A 14,318-nucleotide genomic window follows, 5' to 3' on the forward strand; every position below is an offset into this window, starting at 1 on the left:
GTGGCAGATACTGGCAACCACCGCATCCGAAAGATAGAGTACAAGGTGCCCTAGGGAGCGGGTCATGCGGATGGCAGCGGCGCGATGGCGCCTCAAGTCAATGTGGTATCTTTTAGAATTGCCTCTCGATGCGAAGGCCGGGGCTGATTATCTCTTTGAAAGTAGCCTCTTAAGTTTGGGAAAACTCCTGAAATCCCCGGTGAATCGGTTGGATGCAAGCGGCGCCCAAAATTAGTAAGCTGCCGACACGCTGCTCTTTCGACCCATGGCATGAATGCCGCTCGGTCTTCGAGCCAAAGCTATCACTTGCCGAGGCTTTTCTAAAAGATGTCCCGTCGACTCATCTTCACATCTCCTCATGATGCAGCGCCGCCTGCCGGCCGGCTTTGAGCCAAACATCGCGGACGGACCGCGATGTCCCCGAGGAGATGGACTTTTGCTTCGTTGGACATTAGAATGCTTAACAAGTGAGGTAAGCAAATGGGGACGAGATTCGTTATGATGGGGCTGTTTGTGGAGAACTTGACAGCGATGGTGGCTTTCTACCGGGATGCTCTCGGCGTGGAAATCGACTGGGATGGAGAAGGGCCCTATGCAGAATTCAAGCATGCGGGAATAGGATTCGGCATGTATGAACGTTCGAAACTACCCGAACTGCTTGGGCAGGTACCCGGATATCCAAAGGGTTTAAACGGCAGCTTCATGCTGTCAATCAACGTGGGTTCGAAAGAAAACGTCGATGAGTCTTTCAAGCGCATAACAAGGCAGGGAGCAACCAAGGTTTACGAGCCCCGTGACGAACCCTGGAAGATGCGCTCCTCCATGATAGCCGATCCCGAGGGCAATCTGATTGAGATAGGATCGGACATGTGGAACTGAACCTGGGTCTCCCGACTGGGAATCAGCGAAGCTCGATTCAAGCGCGACTTTAGACGGCAGACTTGATTTTGATCCCTCTGCCGGGTAGAGTAAAAAAATTGGACGCACTCGAAACCGGGATGAAATCCATGCCTGAGATGAAGCGGGGCCTGATGCGATATCAAGCCGGCAGCTGTCGCTTCCACTGGACCGCCTGCCAGGGACTCGGTTTTCCGCCAAGCGAAATTTTGATATGTCGGCCGAATAAACGAAGGGGGAGTTAAGAACATGGAAGCATGGTTTGAAGGTTCCAACGAAATCGAATGCAGCCTCGAACGCATAAAGAGCGACCTCGAAAATCCAGGAGAGCATTTCACCGGGGTGATTAAACTGATACCAAACATGTCTGAAGCCGAACTTGTGGAACAGGGCGAGGATTGGGTAACCATCAAACAGAAAGAAATTCTGACGAAACGGACGAATATCGTAAAACGTATGGAAACCGAAAGAATGACCGTGGAATTCGACGAAGATTACCGGGTCGGAAGGATAATCAGAGTGAACGTACATGCTCTGAGTGAGTTCACTAGCCTCGGAACGCGAGTCAGACACCGCGCGGTGATAAGCAACGTCGAGGCGCCGGGAATCTTCGGTTTCTTCTACCGAAAATTTGCCAGCGCCGATACAGGAAAGATTCTGCTGGAAGCGTACAAACGTTATTTTGAGATGAAATGATCCATGCTCCGACAGAGCCGAAATAGGCCCGACAACTGGGCCGGAAACCTCTACACAAAGTATTATGGGGGGAAAAAGGCTCGTCGTGAGTTCTTCGATGCCCTCGCCGCCTGGCATCACCCGGAAAGGGTTCTTTACCCGGGCAGTTTCATCCATGTAACCGCGTCCTTCGTGTTTCCTTCGGTAGTGTACGTGGACATCGATCGCAACGCCAGGCGCTTCTTCTCGGAAACGGATGCGGTTGCGGCGCTAATCGAAAAAAACAAGATTTTCCCTCAGAAACCGGCACTGGTTTTTCATGGAACGAACTACGAAGCCGCCATAGACGAGGCTGAGAGAAGCTTCGATTTGCTCATCTCCTTCTACGCCGGTTTCGTCTCGGAGCATTGCAGGCGCTATCTGAAAATCGGCGGCATCCTCGCGGCGAACAACAGTCATGGCGACGCCGGGCTTGCTTTCATCAATTCCGGCTATGAATTCATCGGAGTGCTTCAAAGACGCGGCGAACAGCTTCGCGTAAGCGAGGACAATCTCGATGCTTACTTCGAATCCAAAAAGGAAGTGAACGAAGAAGCGCTTCGGAAACTGAAACGAGGCATCGGCTACACCAAATCGGCGCCGGCCTACTTGTTTAGAAGAGTGAGTTAGCTCTCGAAGCGCCGCGTTTTCAGCCGATAGACTGAAACTGCAGAAAAGGCCTATGGCAGTGCTTCACCCGGGGGCGCCTTTCCGGCTCGGATTGTCGAAGCGTCCGGCGCAGTACTCACGGGGCCAGGTTCCATCCCTCGGAGTCGGTATCAGAGCTTGAGAACCAGACTCCCCTTCCGATATCCGACTTAGCTCGCAGGCAGTATTCCCAATCCTGGCGACAGAGAGTTCGCACGATTCCAGCTCAGCGCTTGTTCACGGCAGGCACCAGCCGGAACACAGCCCTTTTCAAAAGAGAGTTAGAGTATCCGGCCGTTTCGGTGCACGTACTTTTCGAAGGCATTGCGCTATGCCGGCAACAACAGAATTTCGCTCTCGCGTTCTCACCATCCGACAAGCCGCTGCCTTTCCTTCTTGTCAGCAAGCTGGTGTGAAGGCAGGCCTTCAGAGTTTGAATCCGATAATCGACCCGCATACTCAAAAGGATTTGAACGACAGCTTCTTGTGAGTTGACAATCAGCTTGAACTTATGCAAATTTGCTTTCATAGAAATACTGTATGAGGTGGCTCGATGGGAACTAAGTTCAATATGATTGGCCTGTCTGTGGAAGATTTGACAACGATGGTGACTTTCTATCGGGAAGTGCTCGGTGTGAAAATCGACTGGAACGGAGAAGGTCCCTACGCGGAATTCAAGCATGAAGGGATTCGTTTTGCCATGTATGAACGTTCGAAGCTGCACGAACAGCTTGGACGAAAGCTTACATATCCAAAGGGTTTGAACGGCAGTTTCGAGTTGGCAATCAATGTGGGGTCGAAAGAAAACGTCGATGCCTTTTTCAAGAACATAACAAGTCAGGGAGCAACCAAGGTTTACGAGCCCCGCGACGAACCCTGGAAGATGCGCTCCGCCATGATAGCCGATCCCGAAGGCAACCTGATTGAAATAGCATCGGATTTCTGGGACTGAGCATGGGCTACTACATCGACGAGGCTTCAACGAGCCTCGACAACCTCCAGACTCGCCTTGAGACAACAGATTTGATTCCAAGCCAGAAAGCCCTGCTGTCTGAATTGACGAAAAAGATGGATGCTCTCAAGAAGACTGGAATCAAATCCATCGCCGGTTTAAGAACCCGTCTGAAGAGCAAAAAGTCACTCGCGTCCCTGGCAGACGATTCCGGCATAAATCCCGACTACCTGGCGATGCTCAGGCGCGCGGTTGAGGGATTCTTCCCCAAGCCACAGGCACTGAAAACTTTTGACTGGTTGGACCAGGATACAATAGCCAGGCTGGACCAGGCCGGTGTCAGGAACACCCGACAACTCTATGAGGCCACCTCGTCCGGTGTCGACAAGCTTGTTGATAATGCGGGACTCAAGAAAAAGAACCTTCTGGATTTCCTGTCGCTTTCCGACCTCTCACGTATCCAATGGGTTAGCCCTACCTTTGCAAGGGCGTTGGCAGCTGCGGGCTTCACGAGAACAACCATGGTGGCAGCGGCAAATCCCGAAACGCTCTATGAAGCTCTCATGAAAGCTAACGAGAACGCTCATTTTTACAAAGGCAAGGTGGGACTTCGCGATATCAAACGGCTCATTGCAGCTGCCGCATATGTTCCTGTGGGATAATTCGATTAAGCGCCGGAACGTAAAACACCGAAAGATGCGGCTTAACAAAACAACTGGCTTGAAATCGAAACAGCTAAGACACCAAAGCCCCCTATCAATCAATCTCCAGCAGACTGCTTTGCCCGAATGAGTGGTGTTCGCGGTTGCGATTGCTATCTTCCGGCAAATATCGCGATTGCGGCGGCAGGTGCCATCGAAATCTGCCGCAACGGACGCCCTCCTCTGTTCAAACGCTCTTCCTTCGACGCCGTTAAGCGCTTAAACCCTGCCTATCCCGTGATAAACCGGAACCCACCACATTGAGTATCCATAATTTCACCGAGGGAGAGACATCCCGCCCGCATCAAGGCGCTTCTCTGGCTCGGGTTGTCGGGGTGCCTGGCGCCGTGCTCATGGGGCTCGGTTCCATCCTCGGCGCCGGAATCTTCGTTAGCATCGGCATCGCCGCCGGTGTGGCCGGCCCTTCCGTTGTTACGGCCGTGGTGCTGGCGGCAATCGTAGCCACCTTCAACGGCCTCTCGAGCGCCCAGCTTGCCGCCAGCCATCCGGTGAGCGGAGGCACTTACGAGTATGGGTACCGATACCTCAATCCAGGTATCGGTTTCACCGCCGGATGGATGTTTTTGTGTGCCAAATCGGCATCGGCAGCAACGGCCGCGCTGGGCTTTGCAGGATACGTGCTAAGCGTCTTCGGTGTTGAGAACACGATTCTCCTCATTGTGCTGGGAATTGCGATTGTGGCCACGCTCAGCGCCATCGTTGCGGGAGGAATGAAACGAAGCAAGCTAACCAACGCGATTATCGTCTTATTCACCTTGCTTGTCCTTATCCTGTTTGTCATTCTCGGCGCCCCGATTGCCATTGCAAACGCTACTTCGCGATACTTCCCCCTCTTCGATGCAGACGGCGTCGGCGCGCTGCTGCATGGAACCGCACTCATCTTCGTGGCCTACACCGGGTACGGCCGCATTGCAACCCTGGGCGAGGAGATGCGCGATCCGGCGCGGAACATCCCGCGGGCAATTATTATCACCCTGCTTCTAACCATGATTCTCTACGTATCAGTCGTGGCGGTTTCCGTGGGCGTCATTGGCGCAAATGGTCTTTTCGAGGCAACTCGCACTGCGGCCGCGCCGCTCGAAGCCGTGGCGGAAAATTTCGCTGTTCCCGGAATCAGCTGGCTGATCGCCATGGCGGCGATTACAGCCATGGTTGGAGTGTTGCTCAATCTGCTGCTAGGCCTGTCACGGGTTATGCTCGCCATGGGACGCCGCCAGGATTTGCCAACCTGGTTCGCGCATGTGGATGATAAATCGCCTCGTCGAGCGGTTATCGTAACCGGAGCGCTGATAATCGGACTCATTCTAATCGGCAATGTCCGGACAACCTGGTCTTTCAGCGCCTTCACCGTGCTAATCTACTATGCGCTAACCAACCTTGCGGCGCTGAGGCTTCCCGCCAGGCAGCGACTCTTTCCACGCATCATCCCAATCCTGGGGCTATTGAGCTGCCTGGGTTTGGCATTCTGGATAGAGCCGGCAATCTGGATTATCGGGCTCGGACTCATTGCACTGGGGCTTGCATGGCATTTCTTCGCAGCACCCAGAGTTCGCCGCCCGCCGCGAAGCTAGGATTTAAGAAACAGCACCATCAAGCCGGCGCAAATTTTTGCAGACAAAAGATGAGATTTGATGAGATAATCCCCTTGTTTATGAAAGTACAAAACCCTGATTCAGGTGGACAATGACAAAGGCGGAAGAAATAATCAGGGCACTGAAACTTCAACCATTGCCTGAAGAGGGAGGATTCTACTTTGAAACCTACAAATCATCGATTGAACTTCCTGCTGATATAATTTCTCCCCCCTGCAGTGGAACCAGGCTGGCCAGCACGGCGATATACTACTTGCTAACCCCTGATTCTTTCTCTGCACTTCATCGTCTTCCCAGTGACGAAATTTTCCATTTCTATCTAGGAGACCCAATCGAGCTTCTTGAACTCGATGCAGATGGCCAGGGCAGAGTAGTACAGCTGGGCCAGAATCTATTTGGAAATATGAAGTTGCAGCATGTCGTAAAAGGCGGAACATGGCAGGGTTCAAAACTGGTTTTCGGGGGCAGGTTTGCTCTTCTGGGAGTAACCGTGACACCAGGTTTCGATTTTCAGGATTACGAGGCTGGCAAGCGAGATGAGCTTATCGAACTTTATCCCAGTTTTGAAAATCTGATTACGGAACTGACGCGATAGGGAAATGTCTGTTTCCGGATTCGCGGCAGGAATTCACTGTTCCTGAAACAGGAAAGGATAGATGCGCGCACACCATTTACAGCATGCATCCTTTGAAGGACTTGGCAGTATCAAGGCCTGGCTCCAAAACGCCGGCTATGAGATAAGCATCACCAAAGTCTGTGAATCGATGAAATTGCCTTCGCCAAACGAAATCGATCTATTGGTGCTGACAGGGGGACCCATGAGCGTTAATGATGAGTTCTCCTGGCTCTTTTTGGAAAAAGAATTCGTTCGCAGAGTAATCGAATTCAGCAAGCCTGTGTTGGGTATCTGCCTGGGTGCGCAACTTATGGCAAATGCCATGGGCGGAGAGGTTTTTCCAAATCCCGTGAAGGAGATTGGATGGTTTCCGGTTCAATCCGTGGCAACAAAGCCGGATACCACCTTTGTTTTTCCTGAATCAACCAGGGTTTTCCACTGGCACAGTGAAACCTTCAGCCTGCCACCGGGCGCAATACGAATCGCAGAGAGCGCAGGGTGTCAAAACCAGGCTTTTCAGATGGGTAAATCCGTTATCGGTCTTCAGTTTCACTTGGAAACGACGTCTGAATCGGCGCAGGAATTAGTCTCCAATTGCAAGGATGAACTGGTGCCATCCCGGTATGTTCAGCGCGAAGAGGATATTCTGTCGAATAGACTGGAGAACTATGCCGCAATCAATCAATTGATGGCTAATTTGCTTTCGTATCTGATGCTAAGCTGAAAACACATGCCGCCCTGCAAAACATCAGGTTTCTAATTTTGGCCGAGCTTGCCTATATGCCTGATATCCTTGCCCTTCACCATGAAGATTACCTGTTCTGCAAGATTGGTACAGTGATCAGCCATACGTTCAAGCACCTTGGCCACTGATTGGATATGCATTCCGTGCTTCACTTTGCTTTCGTCTCTCATTATGCCCAGCAGTTCGCGGAAAATCCGCGTATAAAGCTCATCCACCTCATCGTCTCGATCAACGACATCATGTGCCTTTTCAACGTCGCCCGCAACAAATGCGTCAATTGCGTCCCGAATCATTGACTGAACAATTGCAGCCATTCGCGGAATATCGACGTAAAGCTTGGGCAGCAGCAGTTCAGATCCCAAATCTGTGACTCGTTCGGCGATGTTCACCGCCAAATCTCCGATGCGCTCCAGGTCGGTAACCATCTTCAAGGCCAAGGTAATAAAACGAAGGTCTAAAGCCATGGGTTGCCTTTTCGCCAATATAATCAGGCAAAGCTCGTCGGACTTGATTTCATCATGATTAACCTGATGATCCGCCTCGATAGTGTCATTGGCCAGCCCTATGTCATGATCCACGAGAGCCTTGACTGACTGCGCAATCATTTTTTCCACCTTTCCAGCCATTAGCAGGATTAGTTCGCGGAGTCTGCGCAACTCAGTTTCATACATTCTATCCGTGTGTGATTTTTTCATCTGTTCAATACCCTGCCTCCTACCCAAATTTTCCGGTGATATAATCCTCTGTGCGCTTGTCCTTTGGAGCGGTAAAGAGTTGGTTTGTTTTTCCAAACTCGACAAGTTCGCCCAGCAGAAAGAATGCGGTTCGGTTGGAAACTCGTGCTGCCTGCTGCATGTTGTGGGTAACTATGATGATGGTGTAGCTTTCCGCCAATCCGTGGATTAAGTCTTCGATTCGCGCGGTGGCGATAGGATCCAGCGCTGAGCAAGGTTCGTCCATCAGCAACACATCCGGCTCGACAGCCAGGGCTCGAGCAATGCAGAGTCGTTGTTGCTGTCCACCTGAAAGACCCGCGCCCGGCTCGTCAAGGCGATCCCTTACTTCCCTCCAGAGAGCTGCCTGTTGCAGAGCGCGTTCGACAGTTTCAGGAGCCCGTTTTATTTGTTCGGATTTAGTCAGCTTGAGCCCAGCCAGTACATTCTCTCTTACAGACATCGTCGGAAAAGGATTCGGCTTCTGAAATACCATACCAACCCGTCGACGAAGAAGAACAGGGTCTACTCCTTTATCATATATGTTGTATCCATCGAATTTGACCAGTCCCTCCACCTGTGTGCCGGGAACCAGCTCGTGCATCCTGTTGAGACAGCGTATGAAAGTGGACTTGCCGCAGCCCGAGGGTCCGATAATTGCGGTTACCTGCTTCTCGGAGATATCCATGCTGATTGCGCGGATAGCCTGCTGATTACCAAACCAGGCGGATAGGTTTTTGATGGAAAATTTGGTTTTAAGAGAACCTTCCTTTTCTGCGGAATCCGGCAGCGTCAGGTTTATATTCGGGTTTGTTTTCGCAGCCGATTTTACTTCGATGGCCGACGACATCACCAGTACCTCCTCTTCTGGAGTCGGTTGCGCAGATAGATGGCCAATCCATTTAGCAGCAGCATTGTCACCAGAAGCACCACAATACCCGCGGCCGCATTATCCAGAAATTCTCGCTGGGGGCGGGAAACCCAGTTAAATATTTGAATGGGAAGTACAGTAAAGGGCGAGTTAATTCCATCAGGCAAGAAGGCTATGTAAGCCAGAGCTCCTACTACTATCAGGGGGGCGGCTTCTCCAATCGCCCGGGAAACAGAGAGTATAGCGCCAGTCAAGATTCCCGGAAATGCCACAGGCAATACTACCTGACTTACAGTCTGCCAGCGTGTCGCCCCCAGCGCATAGGCTCCCTCCCGAATCGAAAGCGGCACAGTTCTCAGGGCCTCGCGCGAGGCCAGTATTACAATGGGAAGGATGAGGAGGGCCATTGTGCATGCTCCGGCCAACAAACCTCTTCCCAGTCCTATGGTACGCACAAACAGCTTAAGACCGAGCAAGCCGTATATTATGGAAGGGACACCCGCCAAATTGGCGAGGTTGATTTCTATGAGGTTGGCGAGCCAACCGCGCTTGGCATATTCTTCGAGATAAACTGCTGCCCCGACTCCAATCGGAAGAGCCATTGCCGCGGTAAGCGCAATCAAGTAAACGCTTCCAACGAGACCCGGCCGAATTCCTGCTTCCTCTGCCTTGCGTGAAGGATAGCTGCTCAGGAAGCTCCAATTCAGGCGGTCAATGGAATCTATTCCAACATCAACCATCAGAACTATGAGTATGATTAAGGGTAGCGCAACCGCGGCAATACACAGGCCAATGAAGCTCCTCTCGGCAAGCTTGCGGCGCAGAGTGGAATGACTCATATCTTCCCCCGAAAACGACGTGCTATTCGCTGACTTAAAATATTCATCACAAAGGTGATGGCAAAAAGAGAAGCGCCCACGACAAAGATAGTCTTGTACTCAATAGTTCCCGTAGGCGTATCGCCGAGACTTATCTGAACTATGTATGCGGTCATAGTTTCGATGGGCACGCGCGGATCCAATGTCAATCTTGGCTGCTGTCCTGCAGCTATGGCCACTATCATGGTTTCACCTATGGCACGCGATGTCGCCAGGATGACAGAGGCCACTATGCCAGAGAAGGCCGACGGTATGGTCACCCGGAAAATTGTCGCCAGCCTCCCTGCTCCCAGAGCGTACGATCCCTCTTTCAAGGTGGCAGGCACCGCATGGAGGGCATCCTCGCTTAACGAGGAAATCATGGGGATAATCATTATCCCCATCACTATACCCGGGCTCAAAGCATTGAAACCGGCAAGTCCCGGTATAAATTTCTGCAGTAGAGGCGTGATGAAAACCAACGCAAAGTATCCGTAGACTATGGTAGGCACACCGGCAAGCACCTCAAGCGCCGGCTTGACTGCCTTTCTCACACTCTCCCGCGCAAATTCGCTAAGATAGACAGCGGCAAGCAGGCCCAGTGGCAAAGCCACCGCGACGGCAATAAGCGAAGTTAGAAATGTGCCGCCAATAAGTGGCCAGATTCCGAAGTGTTTATCGCTGAACAAGGGCGTCCATTGGGTATCGCCAAAAAATTCAGCAAAAGTCACTTCCTGAAAGAATCCCACAGTCTCGAAAGCCAGGACGGTCAGTATAGCCACGGTTGTAAATATTGACAGAACACCGCTCCCAAGCAAGCCAAACTCCACTAGCCGCTCACGAAACGAAGTTGCGCGTTTGCTTTTCTCAGTACGTCTCATATCTTACTGCCTGCGCAATAGTTCCTCGACAGTTACGCCTACCTGAGATCCCTGACCTCCGAAGACAGATCCCACAATGCGTTTGTCAAAACGCTGTTTAACCAGTTCATAGTCCTGATCGGAAAGTGGAATATACCCAACTTCCATAACCAGAGGCCTGCCTTCGGCGAAATAGAAGGAAATGAAGTCCTGCACCACCATCCGCCCGGTTGCTTCCTTGTTTACATAAATGAAAAGCGGACGGGAAAGTGGCTGATATGTGCCATTAGACACAGTCTCAAGGGAAGGTGCAACGGGTTCAGGGCCGTTCTCTTCATTGCCATCGTCTACAGGCACTATCTTGAGCTTGTCTCTGTTCTCCACATAATAGGCAAGGCCAAAAAAGCCCAGCGCTTGAACATCGCTGGCTATTCCCTGTACTAGAACGTTGTCGTTTTCGCTGGATGTGAAGTCACCCCGACTGGAATGCTCTTCTCCTACGATGGCCTGGGTGAAATAATCATAAGTTCCAGAGTCCACTCCCGGCCCGAAGAGATGTATCTCTTCATCTGGCCAATCCGATCTGATTTGATTCCACCGAGTTATCTCGCCCTGCGCCTCAGGAGCCCAAAGTTTTTTCAGTTCTTCAACAGTTATGTAGTCTATCCAATCAGCTTGCTTATGCGCCACTACGGCAATACCATCGTAAGCAACAGGCAGTTCTATGTATTCAACGTTGTTCTCTCTGCAGAGTTCTACCTCCGAAGGCTTGATAGGCCGGGAAGCATTGCTGATTACGATTTCGTCCTGGCAAAACTTCTTGAAACCACCGCCACTTCCCGAAATCCCGATAGTTACCTGAGCCTTGTACTGTTTTTGGAATTCCTCTGCCACTGCCTCGGTAATAGGAAAAACTGTACTGGAACCGTCAATGGCGACAAGAGCCGACTCTTCCTTATTGCAACTTACAGAAGCGACCAGTATTGCTAACGATAGAATACCAGTTGCCAAGTTTGTCTTGTTTTTCACTATTCCAGCCTCCTTTTTGTTGCGTAAATCTATCATGCTCCTGTGGCAGCTTTGTGACGACCAGGTGACTTCTTGGCGAAACTGCCTGGAATCAGCAGACGCTTCCGGCATAAGCGAACAGCTCTCTTTTCCGCGGGACTTCTTCGCCTACCTTGTATCTTCTTCCAAAATATAGTGCCCCCCCGTCATTGCCGGCAGAGTCATCCAGAAAACTGAGCCATGAGGGTGGCCGTGGTTTAAGCCCACCTGTCCATTCATGGCTTCCGTCAAATTTTTCACTATGGAAAGTCCAAGGCCGGTACCTCCCAACTCTCGCGATCTACTGGTATCAACTCGATAGAAGCGTTCGAAAATTCTATCCTGGTGTTTGGGCTCGATCCCATATCCGTCGTCACAGACTTCTATGCGTACTCTGTCGCCTGTTCGGCGAGCTCGGACTAAAATATGGCCGCCCTCGGGCGTATACTTTACGGCATTGTCAACCAGGTTGTAGAGAGCCTGATCCAGTGCCTTTGCGTCGGCCAGCACAAGAAGATTGGGCTTCAAATCGGCTTCGAGAGTGAGCCGTTTCGCTATGGTTCTCGCCTGCACTCTCTCCGGGATTTTGCTGGCGACATCTTCAATTCGTATCGCACGAAAATCAAGAATGTATCGCCCCCTCTCGATTTGCGAGATATCCAGCAAATCGTTAATTATGCTCGAAAGCCTTTCGGAATTTCTTTGCAGAGCTTCAAGGAATTCCAGGGCGCAGGGTTGACCCTCCAACGCACTTTTCAGCAAGGTTTCGGCGTTGGCCTGGATAACACTTACCGGTGTCCGAAGCTCGTGGGAAGCATTTTCGATGAAGTCCCGGCGCACAGCTTCCAAATGGCGTAGTTCAGTGACATCACGCATAACCACCACTGTTCCCCCTGTGGCGTGCTGTGGGGTAACGGTTGCCTGCAAACGACGAGAGTCCCTTCCCGGAAGTTCGAATTCAACTGTGTTAGTCTCCGCGGCTTTGGAGACAAGCTCGTTCAAGTCGGGCGATCTGATTACTTCCGACAACATACGTCCGGGTACAGCGGATAGTCCTAGAAGGGATAAGAGAGCGGGATTGGCGTGGGTTATACGACGGTTCTCATCGAGGGCCAATATCCCTTCCTCCATGCTTTCAAGAACTGCTTCGAAATAATCACGTTCCTGAGCCAGGCTGGACATGAGCCGTTCAAGCTCCGAAACCATCCGATTAACGGAACCGGCCAGTTTACCGATTTCACCCTTCGAAGAAATGAAAACTATGTCGTGGCTTTGCCCTCTCATTCGTTTCTCGGCGAGTGTTTTGGCGTTTCCCAACAAGTTTCGGAGTCGGCTCGACATGAGGCGAAATGTGAAAATGCCGACCAAAGCCGCGATTCCCAGCCCCAGTATGATGATATGAAACAGCAACAATCGAAGTCTTGCAAGGGCAAGATTCACTTCATGAAGCGGTTTGGCTATACGAACGACTCCCAACCCGTTCTCGTGTTGAAATGGAACCGCCACGTAAAGAATGTCGGTTTTCAAACTTGCGCTGTAACGTCTGGAACTGCCCTGGCCTTTGGAAAGTGCCTCCAATACCTCCGGGAGATTTTCCGCTTCGAGGATTCGTTTGCCGGATAGCTCCGAATCGCCAAGGAGAGTGCCGTCGGGAGCTATAACAGTTATGCGGCTTGAAATGATTTTCCCGAATCTGTCCACCAGGGAATCCAACGAATCAACAGAATTTTCCCCCAGGGCAGCGAGTATCAACTCGCGCATTGCCTTGGCATAATGCAGTAGTTCCGAATTGGCTTCTGTCTCGAATTGCGCATACAGCTTGGATTTCAGAAAGACGGCACTTATCACAACAACTACCAGGATGAGAACAGTCAGAAAAAGACTGCTGCGAAAACTTCGTTTCAAGTGCTCTCTCCGTCGGATTCCGCAACAAAGCAATAGCCGACTCCCCGTATGGTTTCAATGTAAACACCTGCCCGACCCAGTTTCTTACGCAACCGCTTTATATGAGTATCTACTGTACGGGTGCTGACGTTCGCCTGGATTCTCCAGACATCCGAGAGCAGAGCATCTCTAGTTTGCACCCGTCCTCTTCGAAGCAGAAGAGTTTTGAGCAAATTGAACTCAAGGGCGGTGATGCGTATCTCCTGGTTGTCAACCCATAGACGGTGGGCTGATATATCTACTCGGAGACTACCAAAAACTTGCTGTTCGAAGGACTCATCCTCCGGATACACCCGGTGAAGAATCGCCTTTACACGCAGCATGAGTTCCCGGACGCTAAACGGCTTAACCACGTAATCATCGGCGCCAACCTCGAAACCCACAACCCTGTCTATCTCTTCCGCCTTTGCTGTCAACATGAGAACCGGTACATCCCGAGTGAGTTCTGTCTGTCTCAACCTCCGGCAAACCTCCACGCCGGAGATATCGGGGAGCATCAAATCGAGGATAATGATATCAGGAACCGGATTCTGGAAGGCCAGGGAAAGTGCTTCCCGACCTGCGAAAGCGCATCGGGTTTTAAATCCTTCACGCTGCAGGTTGTATTCGAGAGTGGCCACTAAGTCTTTTTCGTCTTCAATTATAAGGATGAGCCCGGAAATCATCTGAACCTCAATTTGTAGCAAATCTCATTTAGTCGGCTGGATTTGGTCATCTCATATTCTCAAGAACTAGTCTATAAAGCATCTTACAGAGTTTTCAATATCCAGGATATCCCGCTGATTAAGCCTGCGAAACAGTGCGGCTGGAAAACTGCTTCTATCCCGCAACGTAAGTTGCCGCTGTCGGTTCCGTCACGCCAGCTTATGCAGATTAGCACATGCCGCCGGATTTTAGTAACCGTTGCTTTGCGCTACCGGGCATGAGTCAATATCGTGCTTTTTAATAAAAACATTGAACCTCAATGAGAACTTGTTACACTTATGAGAATGCAGGCCTAAATTGGAGGTTTGGGGTGCTCAGAAATGTGATTATTGCCCTGGTACTTACACTGGCTCTGACCCCGATGCAACTCTGGACTTCGGTTTACCGTTGGAACGGGAATGCTGGCAATAATAACTGGGATGATTCCCGTAATTG

Annotated in this window: 16 protein-coding genes; 9 read left to right on the forward strand and 7 right to left on the reverse strand. The window is 51.1% G+C overall.

All coding sequences use genetic code 11. The annotated features are described in order from the left end of the window. Nucleotides 1–64 precede the first annotated feature (64 nt). The 9 genes from S1OALGB6SA_RS10215 to S1OALGB6SA_RS06230 all read left to right on the forward strand — a co-directional run bounded on the left by S1OALGB6SA_RS10215 (nt 65) and on the right by S1OALGB6SA_RS06230 (nt 6,865). On the forward strand, nt 65–235 hold the full coding sequence (locus S1OALGB6SA_RS10215; RefSeq protein ID WP_195910329.1) for a hypothetical protein: 171 nt from the start codon (nt 65–67) through the stop codon (nt 233–235). A 263-nt stretch (nt 236–498) separates the two neighbouring features. Beyond that, nucleotides 499–879 carry a VOC family protein gene (locus S1OALGB6SA_RS06195; RefSeq protein ID WP_230204458.1) on the forward strand — a complete coding sequence of 127 codons (381 nt, stop codon included), beginning with the start codon at nt 499–501 and terminating at the stop codon, nt 877–879. A gap of 267 nt (nt 880–1,146) precedes the next feature. Beyond that, nucleotides 1,147–1,593 (forward strand): hypothetical protein, encoded by a 447-nt coding sequence (locus S1OALGB6SA_RS06200; protein ID WP_124032882.1) that lies wholly within the window; start codon nt 1,147–1,149, stop codon nt 1,591–1,593. 3 nt (nt 1,594–1,596) lie between these two features. Beyond that, nucleotides 1,597–2,241: a hypothetical protein gene (locus tag S1OALGB6SA_RS06205; protein WP_124032883.1), complete on the forward strand. Its 645-nt coding sequence runs from the start codon at nt 1,597–1,599 to the stop codon at nt 2,239–2,241. Between the two features lie 571 nt (nt 2,242–2,812). After that, entirely contained in the window at nt 2,813–3,211 is a 399-nt protein-coding gene (locus tag S1OALGB6SA_RS06210) for a VOC family protein (RefSeq protein ID WP_124032884.1), read from the forward strand. A gap of 2 nt (nt 3,212–3,213) precedes the next feature. Continuing rightward, on the forward strand, nt 3,214–3,873 hold the full coding sequence (locus S1OALGB6SA_RS06215; RefSeq protein ID WP_124032885.1) for a DUF4332 domain-containing protein: 660 nt from the start codon (nt 3,214–3,216) through the stop codon (nt 3,871–3,873). Between the two features lie 299 nt (nt 3,874–4,172). Continuing rightward, nucleotides 4,173–5,504 carry an APC family permease gene (locus tag S1OALGB6SA_RS06220; RefSeq protein ID WP_230204459.1) on the forward strand — a complete coding sequence of 444 codons (1,332 nt, stop codon included), beginning with the start codon at nt 4,173–4,175 and terminating at the stop codon, nt 5,502–5,504. A 112-nt stretch (nt 5,505–5,616) separates the two neighbouring features. Next, nucleotides 5,617–6,120 (forward strand): cupin domain-containing protein, encoded by a 504-nt coding sequence (locus tag S1OALGB6SA_RS06225; RefSeq protein ID WP_124032886.1) that lies wholly within the window; start codon nt 5,617–5,619, stop codon nt 6,118–6,120. Nucleotides 6,121–6,181: 61 nt separating this feature from the next. Continuing rightward, entirely contained in the window at nt 6,182–6,865 is a 684-nt protein-coding gene (locus S1OALGB6SA_RS06230; RefSeq protein WP_124032887.1) for a type 1 glutamine amidotransferase, read from the forward strand. Between the two features lie 32 nt (nt 6,866–6,897). On the opposite strand, the gene phoU is transcribed toward S1OALGB6SA_RS06230, so the two are convergent. From phoU to S1OALGB6SA_RS06265, 7 genes are all read right to left on the reverse strand, one after another. Further along, a complete protein-coding gene (gene phoU, locus S1OALGB6SA_RS06235) occupies nt 6,898–7,581 on the reverse strand; it encodes a phosphate signaling complex protein PhoU (protein ID WP_124032888.1) in 684 nt (227 codons plus the stop codon). 19 nt (nt 7,582–7,600) lie between these two features. Then, nucleotides 7,601–8,449, reverse strand: a complete 849-nt coding sequence (gene pstB / locus S1OALGB6SA_RS06240) for a phosphate ABC transporter ATP-binding protein PstB (RefSeq protein ID WP_124032889.1) — start codon at nt 8,447–8,449, stop codon at nt 7,601–7,603. After that, nucleotides 8,449–9,309: a phosphate ABC transporter permease PstA gene (gene pstA / locus S1OALGB6SA_RS06245; protein ID WP_124032890.1), complete on the reverse strand. Its 861-nt coding sequence runs from the start codon at nt 9,307–9,309 to the stop codon at nt 8,449–8,451. The genes pstB and pstA overlap by 1 nt, the downstream gene beginning before the upstream one ends. Beyond that, a complete protein-coding gene (gene pstC / locus S1OALGB6SA_RS06250; RefSeq protein WP_124032891.1) occupies nt 9,306–10,208 on the reverse strand; it encodes a phosphate ABC transporter permease subunit PstC in 903 nt (300 codons plus the stop codon). The genes pstA and pstC overlap by 4 nt, the downstream gene beginning before the upstream one ends. 3 nt (nt 10,209–10,211) lie before the next feature. Continuing rightward, entirely contained in the window at nt 10,212–11,216 is a 1,005-nt protein-coding gene (locus S1OALGB6SA_RS06255) for a PstS family phosphate ABC transporter substrate-binding protein (RefSeq protein WP_230204460.1), read from the reverse strand. A 147-nt stretch (nt 11,217–11,363) separates the two neighbouring features. Further along, on the reverse strand, nt 11,364–13,139 hold the full coding sequence (locus S1OALGB6SA_RS06260; RefSeq protein ID WP_124032892.1) for a sensor histidine kinase: 1,776 nt from the start codon (nt 13,137–13,139) through the stop codon (nt 11,364–11,366). Continuing rightward, nucleotides 13,136–13,843 carry a response regulator gene (locus tag S1OALGB6SA_RS06265; protein ID WP_124032893.1) on the reverse strand — a complete coding sequence of 236 codons (708 nt, stop codon included), beginning with the start codon at nt 13,841–13,843 and terminating at the stop codon, nt 13,136–13,138. The genes S1OALGB6SA_RS06260 and S1OALGB6SA_RS06265 overlap by 4 nt, the downstream gene beginning before the upstream one ends. Nucleotides 13,844–14,318: the final 475 nt, after the last annotated feature.

Origin of the sequence: Olavius algarvensis spirochete endosymbiont (assembly GCA_900608495.1) — a bacterium.
Lineage (GTDB): Bacteria > Spirochaetota > Spirochaetia > DSM-2461 > DSM-2461 > UBA2779.